Below are 20,255 nucleotides of genomic sequence, written 5' to 3' on the forward strand. Positions count from 1 at the left end.
ATGGAAAAAGATGTCATGATCAAAGATATTCATGAAGGGGATGAATTTGTTGGTTTTTATGCCATCAGACGGTGTGAGCTGCGGGAATACGACAACATGTTCAGGCTCGAGCTCGAGCTGACAGACAAAACCGGCAGCCTGCCGGGAGTCGTCTGGAACGATGCCCGTGAAATCAGGGAGCAGCTCGCCAGGCACACGGTTGTCAAGGTTAAAGGCCGCCTTGGCACATACCGCGACAAGCCTCAGGCGCGTATCGAAAAGATTCGCCCCGCCGAGGAAACCGAATACGATCCCGACCGGTTTATACCCTCTACGCCGGGGGATATCGAAAATCTGAAATCACGGGTCGATGCGCTCGTCCGGAGTATCGGCGAACCCCGCCTGAAGGAGCTTGCAGACTCCGTATTCGGCAGCGCGCAGTTCATGAAAGAGTTCGTCAGGTGCCCCGGAGGGGCGAAATGGCACCATCCCTATATCGGCGGATTGATCGAACATACGGTCGGCGTGGCTGAATTGTGCGATTTTATCGCCGGGAAGCATCCGGAATTGAATCGTGATCTGCTCGTTGTAGCCGCTCTCCTCCATGATGTGGGGAAGATCAAGGAATTTTCCGTGACGACGATTATCGAGTATTCCGATGAGGGCCGGCTGGAGGGTCATATCGTCATGGGCGAGCGGTTTGTTCGGAACATGTGCGAACGGATCAACGGTTTTCCGCCCCGCCTGAAAATGCTCCTGAGTCATCTTATGCTTGCCCACCAGGGATTCAAGGAATTCAGCTCCCCTGTGGTGCCGATGATTCCCGAAGGTTTCGTGCTCTACTATGCGGACGAGATCGATTCCAAGCTCAATGCGCTCGGCAGGATTATGGAAAATACCCAGAGCGAGGGGAACACGTGGAGCGAGTATGTGCGGCTTCTCGGGCGTTCAATTTTCGTCGGCAATAGTGAGGATACTGAGTGATATGTGTGTCAGGTGTCGTTATTCATGCTTCCGGCTATCAAAAAGATGCTGAAGCATGTTCGGCGCGCATGGATTTATTCCACTATCAGCCGTGACCGTTTGAACCGGGTCCGGGCGGCGATGACGAGGGCGATATCAGCAGCGAGAAGGATGAGGAAAAAGATGAGCATGATAATGACCGCTCCTGCAGATTCAATGGCCGCGGTGGTAAGCTGTTTTGTCTTTTCGGGCAGCATCTGGATAACAATTCCCGGAATAAACGCGATGATGATGATACCGAAGCTCATGGTCTGCTGCGCCTGACGGACTGTGCTTGCCTTGAGTGAAATGAGTACTCCCGCGCTCGCGGTGAACCCCGCGACGAGAATGCTGAGCACCGCTCCCGATACCGCGATCCTCCATGGATAGAGAAGCAATCTTCCTTCCCAGCGGGCCGCATTGACCGTCACGAGGCCGAGCAGAACGATGATGCATGTCACTCCGAGAGCGTAAACGAGGGCGAACAGTATTTTCCCGAACAGGATGGCGCTGTCCGAGAGACGGCTCGCGAGGAGCGTTTCGAGGGTATGGCGTTCACGTTCTCCGGCGATGGAATCGGCAATCATGGTGGCCACCATGAGCATCGGCACCCAGCCCCACGATGCCAGCGAAAGGGGCGACTCCACCCACATGTATCCCGTCTCCAGAGGGAAAACGATGCCCAGTATTACCGTGGGAATCAGCATCGACAGTATCGTGGCCCGTGTTGTGCCGCGCTGATGGATAAATTCTTTCCATTCTTTCCAGATGATGGTTTGCAGATCGGACTTCACCGTTTTTCCTCCATGAGTTTCAAAAAGGCCTCTTCCAGACTCACGGCGCCCTTGTGTATTTCCTCTATATCGACACCGTCCTGTACCATCTGCCTGACCAGAGGAGCGGTCGGAACATCCCCGTCGAGCGTAATTACCAGGCGTGAATCGGTGATTTCCGCCGATACAACTTCCCGCAGCGCCCTGAGACGGTCGAGCACTTCCCCGGTGAATCCCCGTCCCGTGACCTCTATATGGGCTTTCCCCGCCCGTGTGCGGAGCTCATCGGGATGACCGATTGTCAGGAGTCTTCCCCTGTTGATGACACCGACCATAGGGCAGAGTTTCTCGGCTTCGGTAAGGTTGTGGGTTGTGAGAAAGACTGTCAGCCCTTCGTGCCTGACCAGATTGACAAGATCATCGCGGAGCGCGGCTGCGGCAAGAGGATCGAGTCCGGCGGTGGGTTCGTCAAGAAATAAAAGGCTCGGACGGTGAAGGATAGCCCGTGATACGGCAAGCTTCTGTTTCATCCCGCGGCTCCATGTACCGACACGTTCCCTGCGTCGGTCCCAGAGGTTTATCCTCGTGAGGAGCTCTTTTATCCGGTTGCGGCGTTCCGGTTCCGGAATATGCCATACCCGTCCGTAGAAATCGAGGTTGTCTTCGGCGCTCAGCCGTTCGTAAAGTCCCGTATGTTCGAGGAGTACGCCGGTGCGGGAACGCACTTCATCCGCATGGGTCAGCGTGTCGTATCCGAGGACAAGGGCTTCGCCGCCCGAAGATTCGAGAAGTCCCAGCAGGAGCCGTATGGTCGTTGTTTTGCCTGCACCGTTCGGCCCCAGGAAGCCGAAGATGATCCCCCGGGGCACTTCGAGCGAAAGCCCGTCGAGGGCCCTGACTGTCTTGAAATCACAGGTAAGATTCCGTGTATGGATAATAAAATCGGCCATTTCCAGCCCCTCGGCACATAAATGCAGGAGATTACACCGGCTGAGGATATGTTCGGTTTATAAAAATCGGTTTGCTATTCTTCCAGTGATTAAACAGTGATATCGGATAACGTCATGCCGAACTTGATTCGGTATCTATTCCCAATAGTGATATCATTATTTATTTGCCGGAGCACTATGATCATCTTACCAGAAAATAATGTATAAAATGATCGTCGCAATAATCACTCCCGTACCAAGCCAGATGACCGATTTGGCGGGTTTCATATCGAAATTTTCCCGGACAGGCAGTACTTTCGGCACCGGAAGTGGCCGCAGTACCGTGATGAGCGTCATGACAACAATCAGGATTGCAAATGTTATCGCCATTCTGTTCAGGAACGCAATGGTGCTGAAAAATTTCAGCAGGAATCCGTATATAGGGACATTCAGCAAAAGCGCTGCAACCCCGGCGCTCGCAGGTGTGCGTTTGATAAACAGGCCAAAAATAAACGCAGCCAGAATTCCGGGAGAAATAAATCCCTGGAATTCCTGAATATAGTTGAAAATCCCCTTGAAACGCGCTGCTCCCAATTGCGGCGCGATAAAACAGCCGATGAGAACGAACAGGATGGTCATGATACGCCCGACTTTAACGAGCGAATGGGGAGAAGCGTCCTTTTTGAAATGGCGTTTATAGAGGTCCATCGTAAAAATCGTTGAGGCGGAATTGAGCATCGAAGCGAGCGTGCTGATAACTGCCCCTGCAATGGCCGCAAAAATAAATCCTTTCAGTCCTGTGGGGATAAGATTTCTGATGAGCAGCGGATATGCCGCATCGCTTGTGACCGCGAGCTGGTCACGGTAGAGCTGCGCCGCCATTATTCCCGGGAAAACAATGATGAACGGTATGGTGAGTTTGATCAATGCGGCAAAGATAATACCGAGCTGCCCCTGCTTGAGACTCTGCGCCGCAAGCGTCCGCTGGGTGATGAACTGGTTGAGTCCCCAGTAGTAGAAGTTGGGAATCCAGAGACCGATTACAAGGGCGGTCCATGGTATCACCGGGTGATTGTGCGGAAGAATCACATGGAGCTTGTCTGCGTTGGTTTCGAAGAAGTTACTGACCCCGACAGCCCTGAAGCCGAGAATCATGGTGATCACTCCGCCGATTATGAGGGCCGATCCCTGGAAAAGGTCCGCCCATGCAACCGCTTTTAATCCGCCCCATGTCGTGTAGAAAGTCGCTATCCCTCCGATGAGCCAGACCGCGTATATCAGTTTCATGTCAAAAATGGTAAAAAGGGTAAGCGCGCCTGAATAAACGACCGCCGCGATGGTGACGAATGCGTAAATAACCACGGTATAAAAGGCCATGATCGCCCGCGCTGTCGAATTGTAACGGTATTCGAGGTATTCGGGAATGGTGTAAATGCCGCAGTTGAGAAACTTGGGCAGAAAAAAGAGCGCCACGAATACCAGGGTAATCGAGGCGAGCCATTCGTAACTTGCGACAGCCAGACCGGTAATTCCTGCGCCCTGGCCTGACATACCGACAAAGTGTTCGGTCGATATATTGGCTGCAATGAGGGACAGGCCGATCAAAGGCCAGAAGAGACTGCGGCTTGCCAGAAAGAAATCCTCGCCGGTTTCTTCCTTACGGCTTTTGTACACGCTCGTTCCGATTGCAACAACAAAGAATCCGATAAAAATCATGATATCGAGTAAGCTCAGTGTCATGGATTGTCCCTCACATTTCAGGTAATGGTCGATATGCCGTCATATAATTTCGCGTATAGTATTATGTATCCTGGAGTTATCAGGGTGTAATGTATACATGCCCATGGTTTTCAATTCCGGATGATACGGGCGCCATCGGAAATGGTTATGGGCCATATGTCCGCCCGGGTCCCCTTCGGCAGGCTCTTTGGATGATACTGTTCGGATACTGCCTCTTCGACCGCCTTTTCGGCGCTTTCCTTCAAAAAAGCGATAACGCATCCACCGAATCCCGCTCCGGTCAGCCGTGCGCCTGAAACTCCCTCGACACCGGAAAGAATATCCACAAGCGTGTCGAGTTCTTCGCACGACACCTCGAAATCGTCGCGCAGGCTTGCATGAGAACCATAAAGACAGCGACCCACCATCCCGGTATCGCCGGCTTTAAGCGCGTTGACCGTTTCCATGACACGGCTGTTTTCGGTTACAATATGCCTGACGCGCTTGAAAACCGTTCTGGTGCACGAGGCTTCCATGAGTGGCAGATCTGCGACATCGATATTTCGTAATCCCCTGATATTTCTGCCGGGGAAAGCAGCGCGTGCGCACTGCGCCCCTTCTTCGCATTCCGTGCGCCTTCTGTTGTATTCCGAATCGACCAGTCCGCGTTTTTTCTTGGAGTCGATGACAAGCCATGAAAAGCCGGGAGTGTTGATCGGTATCATCCTGTGCGAAAGGTCGGTGCAGTCGATGAGAACCGCATGATCTTTTTTCCCTGTCCGCGATATATACTGATCCATGATACCGCAGTTCATGCCCACAAAGCCGTTCTCCGCCCGCTGGCAGAGCAGGGCGGCCTGTACATCGTCCATGCGGAATCCCATGAGTCCTTCCATGGCCGTGAGCGTCGCCATTTCGATTGCAGCGGAAGAGGAGAGCCCCGATCCGATAGGGACATTACCTCCCACGGCAAAACGGAATCCTCCGACAGTACGGTCGCTTTTTTCCAGCTCGGATAACACGCCCATGACATACCGGAACCATCCCGACGGGTACCCGGGATCATAATTACCCGTTTCGCAGGATGCTTCTTCGTCAAAGTCAATGGAATATCCGCTGATGGTTTTCCCCGGGACTCTGGCCGCGGCAAGGACGATCTCACGGTCGATTGCGGCGGGGAGGACGAAACCTCCCGTATAGTCGGTATGTTCGCCGATAAGGTTGACACGCCCCGGTGCAGCTGCGATTGTCTGCGGCTCGATTGACCACTGTTTTTTGAATGATTCGACAACGTTCGTTACTAGAATGCTCATCGTGCATGCTCCGATAAATAAATATACATGGTTCCTGTTTTACACTTCAACGGGCGAAAGGCCGGTATTTTTGCAATACGATCCGGGCGGCGATGTTTTTTTACAAGCCTTGTCTCACAGGGATTTATCGTTCATATCCCCGCGGGAATTTCTTCTTCCATTCCCATGCGGACCGAATGATATCTTCGAGACCGGCACGGTTTCCGGTCCAGTCGAGAATACGTTCAGCCCTGGCCGGTGAGGCCACGAGCTCGGGCGGATCACCTTCGCGGCGTCCGGTAATGATATACGGTACTTTTTTACCGATGACCCGCTCGACAGCGCGGATTACTTCGAGAACGGTGAAGCCGGTGCCTGTCCCGAGGTTGAACGCAGTGCTCCCGCACGGGGCATTGCCTCCGCACGTGTCATTTTCGCCGTCGCAGAGATAACGGGCCGCGAGTATATGGGCCTGTGCAATATCCCTGACATGGATGTAATCCCTGATGCAGCTGCCGTCACGGGTATCGTAATCGTCGCCGAAGACTTTGAGCGGGGTACCTTTTATCGCTGCATCGAGAATAAGCGGGATGAGGTGTGATTCGGGTTCGTGATTCTCGCCGTAATCGCCCATTGCCCCGCCTGCGTTGAAATACCGCAGGGCTACCGACTTCAGACCATATGCCCTGTTATAATCCCGCAGCACGGTTTCGACCATGAGCTTGGTCCATCCGTACGGATTGACCGGGGCAAGCGGGGCGTCCTCGGTCAGGGGAACCGTCACGGGATTGCCATAGACAGCTGCCGTCGATGAAAACACGATCTTCTTTATCCCGAATTTAATGAGATTATCGAAAAAGCGGATCGATCTGGTGAGGTTGTTGACGTAATACTTTGAAGGATTTTTAACCGATTCGCCGACCTCTATAAAGGCCGCAAAATGCATGACGACATCTATGTCCGAAGAGCAGGTTTTCTCAAGAATATCCTCATCGGTTATATCGCAGCGGACAAACTGTGCCTCCGGATGAACCGCATCGAGATACCCGTGCGAGAGATTGTCTATCACGGTGACAACGTGTCCCGCCTCGATGAGTATGGCAGCCGTCACGCTTCCGATATATCCGGCGCCGCCTGCGACAAGGACATTGAGGGGTTTTTTATATGGTTCATCCATCATGACCTCTTCGTATAATGAATTGTGGAAAGCTCTCTGAGAACCCCGGCGGATTCTTCGGGGAGCGATGGGTTGATTATATTGCCGCCGCCCGATTCGAAACCGGCCATATATTTGAGTTTATCGCGGCTTCGCAGGGGCGGGAGAAATTCGATGTGAAAATGGTACGGTTTCGGATCGTGATTTCCCGCGCAGGGGCAGTTCTGGAAAACCGTAATGTTGGGAAACGGCATCCGGAAAAGGTTATCGTACCGTATGAGTATCTCACGGTGAATCCGGGCAAGAGACAACAGCTCCTCCCCGGTGAGTTCCGTAATGAACGGCACATGGCGACGGGGAATCAGGATAATCTCGAACGTCAGCCGTGCAAAATAGGGGACGAACGCCGCAAAATGCTCGTTCTCGGTGACTATGCGGCTGCCGTCGTCGATCTCGTTTTCGATGATTGAGCAGAAAAGGCATGATCCCTTTTCACTCATGTGTTTTGACGCCTGCTCGTATCGTATGGCGGGTATTTTCGGAACAAAATCGGTGGAATATATCTGTCCGTGGGGATGAGGATTCGATACTCCGATAGCGATGCCCCTGTTTTCAAATATCATGACATGTTCGATTCCGGGCGTGACGGAAAGCTCCGCGAACTGGCTCCGGAGCGTACGGAAAACGCCGTGGACCTCGGCTTCTTCCATCTCCGGTAGGGTAAGATTGTGTCTGGGGCTGAAACATACGACGCGGCAAATTCCCCTGGCGGGCTGCTCGTCACCCATTGCCGTTCCATCGCCGGGCAGCCGGTAATCCATTGAAAGCGAAGGGAAATCGTTATCGAACACATAGACGCCGGTATAATCCGGATTTTTCTTTCCGCCTGCGCGCTCTACTCCCGGGCAAAGGTAACATTCCGGGTCGTAACCGGGGAGTTCGTTGCGTACGGGTTCGACGAGCGCCCCGCTCCATGGACGTACGCCGGTTGCGGGAGCCATAATGACCCATTCACGTAAAAGCGGATTCCAACGCTTTCTTGACACTCTCTGCAGTATATTGTTATTATTCATATTGGGTTATTACGGTATCATGCCTTTTTCACGCGAACAATTGTCTGTACCCTTAAATAACATGAAATTATAGTATAGTGTGTGTCCGTGATAATGGCAAGAAATTTAGAAACAGGTAAAAAATCCACCTATGTCTAATACGGTTTGCTTAAGTGAAATCAGTATAACTTCAAATAACATCCACCTAGTCCTTTGGACTTCCCCCCTTGTTAAGGGGGGAACAACTGGCCGGGTGTTTTCTCCCCCTTAACAAGGGGGATACGGCGAAGCCGAGGGGGATCTTTTCCCTCTAACTTTAATAAAAGATCGCTCTTAAGTGAACAGCATTTCATCTATGTCGGTTTATTCATGAATTACCTCTGCTCTGTTACATCGGGACTATAAGTAATTCAAATCCGCGAAATTCCGTGTTCAATTGAATTTATGAATAAATCGGGATGTGAATAGATCGGGTTATGTCGGGTAAAAGGAAAAATCTGCTGCAACGGTGCTGCGGGTCAGATTTCTTTTGACTTTCATTGTAGTGAACTCTACTATATTTTACAGTTCAATACAGGAAAGTATATCCGCGGTAACTTCTGGAATTGATTTTTTGCGGCGTAGAGAAGGTATATTCATGGAAACACCATATATTCCCCTCAGCACAGGAGTCCCTGCACTCGACAGGGTGCTTCAGAACATCATGCCGGGCGATAACATTGTCTGGCAGATAGACTCCATCGATGAGTATGTCCCGTTTATAAAACCTTTTGCCGAAAACGCCGTAAAAACCGGGAAACGGCTCGTATATTTCCGGTTTTCTTCGCATCCCGAGCTGCTGGGAGACAATACAGGCGCGGAAATATACCGTGTCGATCCGCGTACCGGTTTTGAGACTGCCGCTTCCGAGGTTCATAAAATCATGGCGCAAGCCGACCGCGGCACCTGTTTCGTGTTCGACTGTCTGTCCGATCTTGCCGATATCTGGTGCAGCGACCTCATGCTCGGTAATTTTTTCATCCTGACATGCCCCTATGTCTATAATATGGATTCACTTGCGTACTTTGCCTTTATCCGTAACCGTCATTCGCTCCATGTAGCTGCGAGTATTCGCGATACGACACAGATTTTCCTCGATGTGTACCGTCATAAAGGCAATCTGTACGTTCATCCCATGAAAGTCTGGCAGCGTCACTCGCCGACCATGTACATGCCCCATATCTGGGAAAGGGAGGATTTCAGGCCGGTCACCGACAGCGCCGCCGTCTCGGAGGTCGTTTCGGCTGTCATGGGATCGAGGCTCGATTCCGCCTCACGGATCGTTGACATGTGGGACAGGACATTCATCCTGGCTGAGGAAACACTCGAAGCGGTCAACAACGGCGAAAAGCAGGAAAAAGACGCCGAAGAGATATTCAGGCGGATCATGAAAATGATTTTCTCGCGGGATGAAAATATTCTCAGGCTTGCCTCGAAATACCTTCATCTCGCCGATATACTCGCCATCCGCAAACGTTTGGTCGGAACCGGTCTTATCGGCGGGAAAGCGGACGGAATGATCATTGCCCGCGCCATACTCGTGAAAACAGACGAACGGTGGAAAGATACCCTCGAGGTTCATGATTCATTCTATATCGGTTCCGATGTGTTCTATACCTATATCGTACGCAACGGCATGTGGAGAGTCCGTCAGAAACAGCGGAATTTCCGGACATTTCTTGACGATATCGACGATTCGCGGCAGCGGATGCTCGGCGGCGAGTTTCCCGAGTTCATCACGAACCAGTTTATCGAAATGCTCGATTATTTCGGCCAGTCGCCCATCATCGTCCGTTCGAGCAGTCTCCTCGAGGATAATTTCGGGAATGCTTTTTCCGGTAAATATGAAAGCGTATTCTGCGTCAACCAGGGAACCCGGAGGGAACGGCTGAAAGCTTTCCTTTCCGCGGTCAGACGGGTCTATGCGAGCACGATGAGCTATGAAGCGCTCATGTACCGCTACCGGCGCGGCCTGCTGGATTCCGACGAGCAGATGGGGCTTCTTGTCCAGCGAGTTTCCGGCGCTGTATACGGCTCTCTGTTTTTCCCCCAGATAGCGGGTGTGGGATTCTCGTTCAATCCTTATGCGTGGAGCGATAAAATCAGGCCGGAAGCAGGGATGTTACGGCTCGTATGCGGGCTTGGGACACGGGCTGTCGAACGTCATGACGACGACTACACCCGCATCGTGGCTCTCAACGCTCCCGAGCTGCGTCCCGAGGAAAACTTCGACAAGGTCAAGCGGTTTGCCCAGCGAAAAGCCGATGTTCTCGACCTGCACATCAACAAGTTCGCATCGGTGAATTTCGAGGATTTGAATCCGGCAGAAGGAAATTTTCCGATTGATATTATCGCAACACGGGGAAATGGAAATAAAACGGGCGCGCCGGGAGAAAAAAATGATGCGGATTCACCATGGATTCCGACGTTTCAGCAGCTTCTTTCAGGGACATCGTTTGTAAACACCATGCAGGAAATGCTGAAAACGCTTCAATCCGCATATAATTATCCTGTCGAGATCGAATTTACGACGAATTTTACGTCTGAGGGAACATACCAGATAAATCTTGTCCAGTGCCGTCCGTTCCAGATAATGGGAATGAGCAGAATCGTCAGCGAAATCGACAAACCGGATGCCATTAAACGTGATGACATCCTTCTTGAGGTGCACGGCACGATTATCGGTCCCGGCATGGCTTCGGAGATCGACCGGATCATTTATGTCGTTCCGTCCGTTTACGGGGAAATGCCTGAGCGCGACCGGTATTCCGTCGCCCGCCTGATAGGACGGGTGACGCACCATAAACGGGGAGGAGATAAAATCCTCATGCTCATCGGTCCGGGACGATGGGGGACTTCGATGTCCATGCTCGGAGTGCCGGTCAGGTTTGCCGAGATCAACACCGTTTCCGTATTGTGCGAGCTTGTGGAGATGAACGAAAATCTCGTGCCCGAGGTATCGCTCGGTACTCACTTCTTCAACGATATCGTCGAGTTCAAGATGCTGTACCTCGCCGTATTCCCGAATGTCAGGAATAATTTTCTTAACAGGCGGATTCTCGAAAGCGCCCCGAACAGGCTCGGAGCTCTGGTTCCCGACCAGGAAAATCTGAGTGATGCGGTTCGTGTCATCGATATAAAAGATATCGTCGAAAACAGAAAGCTTTTTATCTATGCAAATGCTGTCGATCAGAAGGCATTGTGTTATTTTACCGATATTTAATGGATGAAAGGCATAAGGCATAAGAGAAAAGGCACAAGGTATAAGGCACAAGGCAGAAGGGAAAAAACGGAATCATTTTGGCGCAGATAAAGGAGTGAATCTTGATAGCTGACAATGTCGGAAATCGTGAAGCCGGATCAATCACGGCACCGTATCCGAGGGATTTCTATGATGCGCCGTACGATCAGGGAAGCTGCGGGGTCGGGTTTGTCGCCCGTATTGACGGCCGTCCGTATCATACGGTTATTGACGATGCGATAAAAATCCTCGTCAATCTCGAGCACCGGGGGCCTGTCGATTTCAATTCAACAGGCGGGGACGGCGCCGGGCTCCTGATTCAGCTTCCGAACGAGTTCTTTCAGCGCGAATGCCCTGGCAGCGGCCTCGATATTCCCGAAAAGGGCAATTATGCCGTGGGGATGATTTTCCTTCCGTCCGACGATGAGCTCGGTGCTGCCTGCGCTGCTGTTTGTGAACGTGCATGTATACAGGAGGGCGCCGAAGTCATCGGGTGGAGGGACGTTCCGGTCTGTCCCGACTGTCTGAGCGGGAGAACACGCAGAACGCAGCCTCGTATACGCCAGCTTTTTATCGCACGGAATACGATTCCGATCGATGACTTTGAGCGGAAGCTCTATGTGATCCGCCGTCTCATGGAAAACGAGATAACACGTACCGTGCGGCTTGAATCCGGACAGTTTTACATTGCCAGCATGTCGACAAGAACCATCGTCTACAAGGGAATGCTGAGCGGACGGCTTCTGCCCGGGTTTTATCTCGACCTTCATGACCGTGAATTCACGAGCGCCTTTGCCATCGTACACCAGCGGTACAGCACCAACAACATGCCTACATGGCATCTCGCCCAGCCCATGAGATTTGTGGCCCATAACGGCGCCATCAACACCCTGAGCGGCAATATCAATCACATGAAGATACGGGAACCTCTCCTGAGCTCGCCGCTTTTCGGCGATGATATCGAAAAAATAAAGCCGGTTATCGGGGAAGAAGGGAGCGATACTTCGGCATTCGACAATGTTCTGGAGCTGCTCGTCCAGGCGGGACGGTCGCTGCCCCATGGCGTGATGATGATGATTCCGCAGGCATGGGGATATAAATTCTTCATGAGTGACGACCGCAGGGCTTTTTATGAATATCATGCCGCCGTCATGGAGCCGTGGGACGGGCCCGCGGTGATGGTTTTCACCGACGGCAGGTATGTGGGCGCAACCCTCGACCGTAACGGTCTGCGCACCGCACGGTATACTATAACGCTCGATGGGATAGTTGTGCTTGCTTCGGAAGCGGGCGTGCTCGATTTTCCGAGCGATCAGGTCAGAGCGCACGGCCGTCTCCAGCCGGGGAAGATGTTCCTTGTCGATCTTGAACAGAACCGTGTCGTTCCCGATACCATTATCAAGGCGACCATCTGCCGCCAGAAACCGTACCGCCACTGGGTCCAGGACAACCGTATCGAGCTCCGGGGATTTCTCGAACCCACGAGCATTCCTTCCGAGGATCCTGAAATTCTGCGCAGAAAGCAGCACGCGTTCGGGTACACCGATGAAGAGCTTAAAATGGTGGAAATCCCCATGCTCTGGGGACAGGAGGCAATCGGTTCCATGGGTAACGATACTCCTCTTGCCGTGCTGTCGAGCCGGCCCAGGCTCCTGTTTTCGTATTTCAAGCAGCTTTTTTCACAGGTGATAAGCCCGCCCATCGATCCGCTGAGGGAAGAGCTCGTCATGTCGCTCATGAATTTTACGGGACGGAAACGGAATCCCCTCGATGAAATCCCGGAAAACTCCCGCCGCCTAAAGTTACCTCATCCGATCCTTACGCCCGAGAACATGGAACGTCTCAGGAAAGCCCATCATCCGGAGATCGTTGTCAGGGAAATCGACATGCTGTTTCCGGCGGACGGTGATGGACATGCGCTCGGAGAATCGCTCGAATCGGTCTTCAAGCTGGCAGAACGGTATATCAGGGAAGAAGGGGCGACGTTCATCATCCTCACCGACCGCAATATGGACAGCTCCCGGGCTCCGATTCCCTCGCTTCTGGCAACCGCGGGGCTTCATCACTATCTCGTCAGGCACAGGCTCCGCGGGCAGGTCGGTATTATCGTGGAATCGGGAGAAGTTCGTGAAACCATGCATTTCGCTATCCTCATCGGGTACGGAGCCAACGCGATATGTCCCCATGTGGCGCTCTCCACGGTTCGCGAACTCGCGGAAACGGGAATGTATGAAAAGTCCGTGACGGGCGATGAAGCGACGGATTCATTCATAACGGCGATTAAGAAAGGTCTGCTGAAAACCCTGAGCCGTGTCGGAATTTCCACGGTGAGGAGCTACACAGGCTCCCAGATGTTCGAGGCTGTGGGAATCGGGAGAGAGGTGATTGAAGCCTATTTCTGCGGGACGGTATCCCGGATTGGCGGTATCGGGCTCGATGAGATCGCCCGTGAGACATCGGAACGCCACCGAAAAGCTTTTCCGAAGGCCGGAAAGTCACCGAATCTCCTCGATGTGGGAGGCGACTATCAGACGAGATTCCGGGGCGAAAAACACCTCTGGTCGCCTGAAGCCATCTGTATGCTCCACCGTGCAGTCCGCACGAACGATTACTGTCTGTTCAAGGAGTTTTCCGGTCTTATCGGCAGCCGTCCCGAGGGATATTTTACCGTGCGGAGTCTCATGCGTTTCAGGCAGAGAGACCCGGTTCCCGTCGAAGAGGTGGAGCCGGTGTCGGAGATTATCGGGCGGTTTTCATCATCGGCGATGTCGTTCGGGGCATTGAGCAGGCAGGCGCACGAAACCATCGCCATTGCCATGAACAGGCTCGGATGCAGGAGTAATACCGGCGAAGGGGGTGAAGACCCCGCTCGTTCCGTTCCCGGCCAGGACGGTGAAAACCGCCGGTCGGCCACCCGGCAGATAGCCTCCGGACGGTTCGGGGTCACGACCGAGTATATCGTGAACGCCGATGAGCTTCAGATAAAGATTTCTCAGGGAGCGAAACCCGGCGAGGGGGGGCAGCTCCCGGGCCACAAGGTGAACGTTGAAATTGCGAGGGTACGTCATACGACCCCGGGTGTAACGCTCATCTCTCCGCCGCCTCATCACGACGCATATTCTATCGAAGACCTTGCCCAACTGGTCTATGATCTCCGGACGGTGAATCCGCGGGCCCGGATTTCCGTCAAGCTCGTTTCGGAGGCTGGAGTCGGCAATGCTGCCGCCGGTGTAGCAAAATCCCTCGCCGATGTCGTGCTTATCTGCGGTCATGGCGGCGGGACGGGCGCATCCCCCCTCTCATCGATCATGCATACCGGCGTTCCCTGGGAGCTCGGTCTCGCCGAAGCCCAGCATGCTCTTGTCCGGAACGGGCTCCGTGACCGTATTCGTATCCAGGTGGACGGTCAGCTCAATACGGGATTGGATTGTACGATTGCATCCCTCCTCGGCGCGGATGAATTCGGATTTGGCACGGTGATCCTTGTCGCTCTTGGATGTGTGATGCTCAGAAAATGCCATCTCAATACCTGCTCTGTGGGGATAGCGACTCAGGACCCGCGCCTGACGGTTAATTTCAGCGGCAAGCCGGAATACATCGAGCGGCTCATGCACTTTATTGCCATGGAGCTCCGTGAATACATGGCAATGCTCGGATTCAGGACGCTCGATGAGATGAGAGGGCATGCCGAGGTCCTTGAAATGATTCCCGACATCGGGCACGGGAAAGCTCATGGTCTCGATTTGAGTCAGGTGCTCACTCCCTCCGGTAGCGGCGACCGTATACAACCCCTGCCCGCCGTAAACACGGAAGTCGGTTTTCCGTCGGTTTTCGAACGCTCGGTCATCAATATGGCAGGTCCCGCGCTCGAAAGCAGGGAACTCGTCCACATTGCCATGCCGGTGCGGAACACCAACCGGTCGGTCGGAAGCGGGCTGAGCGGCGAGATTGTTCGGCGTTATGGCCCCGAAGGACTTCCACCCGACACGATCCGCATATTCCTCAAAGGTACCGCCGGTCAGAGTCTCGGGGCTTTTCTCGCCCCGGGGATTTCCATGCGTATCGAGGGAAACGCCAACGATTATCTCGGAAAAGGCATGACCGGTGGTCGGATTGTGCTGACACCGCCGCTCAATGTGACTTTCAGGCCGTGGGAGAATGTCATCGTTGGTAATACCGTCCTGTACGGTGCGACAGGAGGGGAGGTTTTCATATACGGTATCGCAGGTGAGCGGTTCGCGGTACGTAACAGCGGAGCGGTCGCCGTGGTCGAAGGTATCGGCGAACACGGGTGTGAATATATGACCGGGGGAGTTGTTGTGGTGCTTGGCCCGACGGGGAATAACTTCGCAGCCGGAATGAGCGGCGGAATCGCGTACGTATATAATGAATCGGAGCTGTTCGAGTCACGGTGCAATCTCGATATGATCGACCTGGAAAGCGTGTGGGCTGATGAGGATGTCAAGAGACTCAGATGCCTCATCGAAACGTATTTTACCGTGACCGACAGTGTTACGGCGGGGAGAATCCTGGAAAACTGGGAATCGACACTGCCTCTGTTCATCAAGGTCATGCCCATCGATTACCGTATGTCGCTCGAACGGATGAGGCTGTCCGAACGCGCCGAAAACGAAACGCTTTCAGCGACCGAGGAGGTGTTCCATGGCTAATCCGGTCGGTTTCCTTGAATTTTCGCGGGAAGACTCACCTCGCAGGCCGTTTGATGAGTGCATGAGAGACTATCGCGAAGAAGAGCTGCTCCTGCCGCTGGATCGTGCCGAACAACAGGCGGATCGATGCATGGACTGCGGGATTCCCTTCTGCCAGATGTCCGGCTGTCCCCTCAGAAACCGTATTCCCGACTGGTGTACCATGGTATCCGCCGGTAACTGGCGGCAGGCGCTCGATCTGCTCCATGCCACCAACAACTTTCCCGAGATAACCGGGCGTGTTTGTCCGGCGCCCTGCGAATCGGCATGTACGTTATCTGTTAATGGCAGGCCCGTAAACGTAAAACACATTGAACTCCTGATTGGCGAATATGGATGGGGAAAGGGGTGGATTCTTCCGGCGCCGTCTCCTTCCGCAAGCGATAAAAAAGTCGCCGTTATCGGTTCGGGACCGGCCGGTTTATCGGCGGCGCAGCAGTTATCGCGGTTCGGGCACAGCGTAACCGTTTTCGAAAAGGACGACCGTATCGGCGGGATTCTCAGGTATGGTATCCCTGATTTCATCCTTGAAAAACGCGTGATAGACCGTCGTATCGAACAGATGATGGCCGAAGGAGTGACATTTGAAGCGGGCGTCGATGCCGGGACCGATTTATCGGTGAGATATTTACGGCGGTCGTTCGATGCGGCCGTTATCGCTGTCGGTCTCCGGGCTCCCCGTGATATACACGTTCCAGGCCGCGATCTCGAAGGTATCGTCTTTGCCACCAAGTTCCTGTCGCAGCAGAACAGGAGGGTCGCGGGCGATTCCATTCCGGCCGGTTATGAGATTACCGCAAAAGACAGAGATGTCGTCATAATCGGCGCGGGCGAAACCGGCTCCTACTGCACCGGTACATGCCTCCGTCAGGGCGCCCGATCCGTACATATTCTCGAATTGCTGCCGGAAAACGGAGAAGAGGATGCCCGGAACTTCATCTGGTGCGATCTTCACGGTGACAACAACCCGCCATCGACAGAAAGTCCCGGCTGTACAACACTGTATGGTGTTACCGTGCAGCGCTTTAACGGTAAGGACAACAGGATTCGTTCGGTCGTTATTGAAAAGTCTTCACGTCGTGCTCATGACAGCGAATCCGGCGATGCGGCACAGAATACGGCCGGTGCCGCGACGGAAATCAAAGCCGACCTCGTCATAATAGCAGCCGGTTTTTCTCATCTCGAATACGGGCCGCTCGTTCATAACCTTTCGCTCGATATCGACGAATGCGGGAATCTCATGACCGACCCGGACGGCATGACCACCGTAGACGGTGTTTTCGCCTCGGGCGACTGTGTGATGGGTGCTTCGACCGTTGTTCATGCCCTGTATCATGGCCGCCGTATTGCCGATTCGGTCGACAGGCACCTCCTGAAGGGGATTGAATGACAATAAAATGCCGGGAACAGATGAATTTTACGCGCATATGGAGATAAAGTGATGATCAGGACGAAAAATCTGTCAAAGATATACTCCACCGGCGAGGTGGAGACAGTTGCGTTATGCAATGTGAACCTCTCGGTCCAGCAGGGTGAGTTCGTGGCAGTCATGGGGCCGTCAGGCTGCGGGAAGACGACGCTGCTCAATGTGCTCGGGCTGATCGACAGCCCCTCGAACGGGGAATATGTTTTTCTTGATTATGAAGTGTCGGGATATTCCGAGCACGAGTTAACGAGCCTCCGTAAAAAAAACATCGGATTTGTTTTTCAGAGTTTCAATCTGATAGAAGAGCTGACCGTGTTCGAGAATGTCGAGCTCCCGCTCCTCTACCTCGGTATTTCCGCCGGAGAACGGAGGGAACGTGTGCTTTCGGTTCTGGACCGGAGCACCATTCTCTTCAAGAAAAATAATTTTCCCCAGCAGCTCTCGGGCGGCCAGCAGCAGCTCGCGGCGATAGCACGGGCGATTGTCGCGGAACCGGTGCTGATTCTGGCTGATGAGCCGACGGGAAATCTCGATTCATCCCACGGAAAGGATGTGATGAACATGCTTTCCGGGTTGAATGAATCGGGAACGACCATCGTCATGGTTACCCATTCACCGGAATATGCGGAGTACAGCAGACGGATCATACATCTTTTCGATGGTCATGTCGTATCGGAAAATATCAGAACCGGCGCTTATGTATGATTATGGTTTATGTTTTTTGGTCTATAGTATATGGTATAAAGTATTTGGTTTTCTTTGTCGTTTTTCCTTGTGCCTTGTGCCTTCTGCCTTGTGCCTTCTGCCTGTATTAATATGGAATCCCGGTATGAGCTCTAATTTTCTGAAAATTACTCTCAGAAACATTCAGCGGTTCAAAGTCAATTCCCTTATAAATCTTTCGGGTCTCGCTATCGGTATGGCATGCTGTATATTCATTTTTCTGTACCTCCAGCATGAACTGAGTTATGATTCTTTTCATGAAAATGCCGGGACGATCTACCGTGTGGCCGTTGAATACGTTCCGGGCGGTCAGCCGGTCAAGTATGCCGTGGTACCGGGGCCTGTGGGACCGGCGCTTGCGAGCGAATTCCCGGAGGTTGTGGCTGCCGTCAGGTTCTGGCGTGACATTACACTCGAAAGTATGACCGTCGAGTACGGCAGAAACGTTTATAACGAAGAGCGGTTTTTTTTCGCCGATTCGAACGTTTTCGAGGTTTTCTCATTTCCGTTCCGGGAGGGCGACCCCGAGACGGCGCTTGGTGATCCTTTTGCCGTTGTTATCACCGAAGACATGGCCAGAAGGTATTTTCATGATGAGAATCCGATCGGTAAGGTCATCACGGTGAACATGGGCACCGCCCACGATTTTAAAGTAACCGGAATTCTCAAAAATATACCCCGGAATTCCCACATCAGATTCGATTTCCTCGCCTCGATGGCAAGCCTCAGTGACATACAGGGCTACCACCTCATGAACTGGCGGCATGCGAGTTTCTACACGTACCTGATGCTGCAGAATCAGGAGCTGCGCGATTCACTCGAGGGGGATTTCCCCTCTTTTTTACGGAATCATTACGGTGATGAGGAAAGCGCCCGTATGAAGCTGTTTCTTCAGCCGTTGAGAAGCATACATCTTCATTCGCACCTGGAAGACGAACTGGAGATAAACGGAAATATAAGTCATGTCTATGCTTTTTCCGTCGTGGCTTTTTTTGTCCTGCTCATTGCCTGTATCAATTTCATGAACCTCACCCTGGCACAATACGCGGCCCGGACACGTGAAGTGGGTATTCGGAAAGTACTGGGGGCATATTGTTCACAGCTTGTCCGGCAGTTTCTGGGTGAATCGTTTGTTTTTGCACTGTTCGCGCTTGTCATTGCGCTCTCGCTCGTGGAAATCTGTCTTCCCGGGTTTAACAGGCTTACGGGAGAAGATCTGGTATTCAGATACGGGAGCAATCTGACCATGATACTTGTGTTGATCGGTATCATAGTTTTTGTCGGATTTATTTCGGGCATTTATCCTTCTTTTCGCCTGTCTACCTATGAAACAGCGGGTATTCTCAGGGGGAAACCGGAAAAAATCAAAGCGAGTGCACTTCTGAGAAAAACACTCGTTGTTGTTCAGTTCGCTATCTCGATAATTCTTATCATCGTCTCGGCGCTGATATATGAGCAGCTCCACTTTGTCAAAAATAAGCGTCTGGGTTTCTCGAAGGAGCTTGTGGTCGTCATGCCCATGCGCGAACGGCACATGCAGCTCAATTACGAATTCCTTAAACAGGATATCCTCAGGGATTCAAGGATTATCAGCGCAACGGCGTCATCGAATATTCCTTTCGGGCCCGTCATTCCGCAGCGCAGGGAATTTCTTCCCGAGGGAGCCCGAAAAGACGATTTCAGTGCGCTGTTCTGCATTTTTGTCGATCAGGACTATCTTAAAACATTCGGTATTACCTTGATAAAAGGAGAAAATTTTTCACCGTCGATTCAGGGTACTTCCTTTATCCTCAACGAAACGGCTGTCCATGAAATCGGATGGGACGATCCCATCGGGAAAAAACTCGCTCACTGGGCTCCCCAGACGGGTACGGTAATAGGTGTCGTACAGGATTTCAATTTCATGTCCCTCCATCACAGGATTGAACCGCTCGTGCTGTTCTTTTCACCTCAGTGGTTCCAGTATTTTTCTGTCAGGATACAGTCGGATGATGTGCCGGGGACGCTCGCGTTTATCGAGAAAAAATGGCGGGACTGGTTTCCCCGGAGCCCGTTTGAATATTCGTTCCTCGATAATCATGTCGGCGAACAGTACCGTGCTGATAACCGTCTCGGAAGCATGATCGGTATATTCTCGCTGGTTGCCATTTTTATTGCCTGCATCGGGCTTTTCGGTCTGACTTCCATAACAATTGAAGAGCGAAAGAAGGAAATC

12 protein-coding genes are annotated in these 20,255 nt (G+C 52.7%); 6 read left to right on the plus strand and 6 right to left on the minus strand.

Annotated elements, in window-relative coordinates:
* Positions 1-963, plus strand: a complete 963-nt coding sequence (locus LLG96_12505; protein ID MCE5251030.1) for an HD domain-containing protein — start codon at positions 1-3, stop codon at positions 961-963.
* A 74-nt stretch (positions 964-1,037) separates the two neighbouring features.
* Here the strand turns inward: LLG96_12505 and LLG96_12510 are convergent, their stop codons facing one another.
* The 6 genes from LLG96_12510 to galT form a co-directional block, all read right to left on the minus strand.
* Positions 1,038-1,775 (minus strand): ABC transporter permease, encoded by a 738-nt coding sequence (locus LLG96_12510; GenBank protein MCE5251031.1) that lies wholly within the window; start codon positions 1,773-1,775, stop codon positions 1,038-1,040.
* Positions 1,772-2,704: an ABC transporter ATP-binding protein gene (locus tag LLG96_12515; protein ID MCE5251032.1), complete on the minus strand. Its 933-nt coding sequence runs from the start codon at positions 2,702-2,704 to the stop codon at positions 1,772-1,774. Before LLG96_12515 ends, LLG96_12510 begins: the two co-directional genes overlap by 4 nt.
* A gap of 186 nt (positions 2,705-2,890) precedes the next feature.
* A complete protein-coding gene (locus LLG96_12520) occupies positions 2,891-4,423 on the minus strand; it encodes a solute:sodium symporter family transporter (GenBank protein MCE5251033.1) in 1,533 nt (510 codons plus the stop codon).
* A gap of 110 nt (positions 4,424-4,533) precedes the next feature.
* Positions 4,534-5,715, minus strand: coding sequence for a galactokinase (galK, locus tag LLG96_12525; GenBank protein ID MCE5251034.1), 1,182 nt, complete (start codon positions 5,713-5,715; stop codon positions 4,534-4,536).
* 124 nt (positions 5,716-5,839) lie between these two features.
* Positions 5,840-6,874, minus strand: coding sequence for a UDP-glucose 4-epimerase GalE (gene galE, locus LLG96_12530; protein MCE5251035.1), 1,035 nt, complete (start codon positions 6,872-6,874; stop codon positions 5,840-5,842).
* Positions 6,871-7,896: a galactose-1-phosphate uridylyltransferase gene (galT, locus tag LLG96_12535; GenBank protein ID MCE5251036.1), complete on the minus strand. Its 1,026-nt coding sequence runs from the start codon at positions 7,894-7,896 to the stop codon at positions 6,871-6,873. Before galT ends, galE begins: the two co-directional genes overlap by 4 nt.
* 643 nt (positions 7,897-8,539) lie before the next feature.
* Here galT and LLG96_12540 point away from each other — a divergent pair.
* From LLG96_12540 to LLG96_12560, 5 genes are all read left to right on the plus strand, one after another.
* The gene (locus LLG96_12540; protein ID MCE5251037.1) at positions 8,540-11,164 is read left to right on the plus strand and encodes a PEP/pyruvate-binding domain-containing protein; all 2,625 of its coding nucleotides are present in this window, start codon (positions 8,540-8,542) and stop codon (positions 11,162-11,164) included.
* A gap of 101 nt (positions 11,165-11,265) precedes the next feature.
* Positions 11,266-15,852 (plus strand): glutamate synthase large subunit, encoded by a 4,587-nt coding sequence (gene gltB, locus LLG96_12545; GenBank protein MCE5251038.1) that lies wholly within the window; start codon positions 11,266-11,268, stop codon positions 15,850-15,852.
* Positions 15,845-17,281 (plus strand): glutamate synthase subunit beta, encoded by a 1,437-nt coding sequence (locus tag LLG96_12550; protein ID MCE5251039.1) that lies wholly within the window; start codon positions 15,845-15,847, stop codon positions 17,279-17,281. Before gltB ends, LLG96_12550 begins: the two co-directional genes overlap by 8 nt.
* A gap of 51 nt (positions 17,282-17,332) precedes the next feature.
* Positions 17,333-18,022, plus strand: coding sequence for an ABC transporter ATP-binding protein (locus LLG96_12555; GenBank protein ID MCE5251040.1), 690 nt, complete (start codon positions 17,333-17,335; stop codon positions 18,020-18,022).
* 124 nt (positions 18,023-18,146) lie between these two features.
* Positions 18,147-20,255: ABC transporter permease (locus tag LLG96_12560; GenBank protein ID MCE5251041.1), on the plus strand; the 2,109-nt coding region annotated here is incomplete at its 3' end.

The sequence above is a fragment of the bacterium genome (assembly GCA_021372535.1).
Taxonomy (GTDB): domain Bacteria; phylum Latescibacterota; class Latescibacteria; order Latescibacterales; family Latescibacteraceae; genus JAFGMP01.

Excerpts from the sequence above, each read along its gene's own strand:
- LLG96_12540 (MCE5251037.1), top strand. The coding sequence starts at position 8,540 with ATGGAAACACCATATATTCCCCTCAGCACAGGAGTCCCTGCACTCGAC.
- galE (MCE5251035.1), bottom strand. The coding sequence starts at position 6,874 with ATGATGGATGAACCATATAAAAAACCCCTCAATGTCCTTGTCGCAGGC.
- LLG96_12515 (MCE5251032.1), bottom strand. The coding sequence starts at position 2,704 with ATGGCCGATTTTATTATCCATACACGGAATCTTACCTGTGATTTCAAG.
- LLG96_12550 (MCE5251039.1), top strand. The coding sequence starts at position 15,845 with ATGGCTAATCCGGTCGGTTTCCTTGAATTTTCGCGGGAAGACTCACCT.
- galK (MCE5251034.1), bottom strand. The coding sequence starts at position 5,715 with ATGAGCATTCTAGTAACGAACGTTGTCGAATCATTCAAAAAACAGTGG.
- LLG96_12505 (MCE5251030.1), top strand. The coding sequence starts at position 1 with ATGGAAAAAGATGTCATGATCAAAGATATTCATGAAGGGGATGAATTT.
- LLG96_12555 (MCE5251040.1), top strand. The coding sequence starts at position 17,333 with ATGATCAGGACGAAAAATCTGTCAAAGATATACTCCACCGGCGAGGTG.
- LLG96_12520 (MCE5251033.1), bottom strand. The coding sequence starts at position 4,423 with ATGACACTGAGCTTACTCGATATCATGATTTTTATCGGATTCTTTGTT.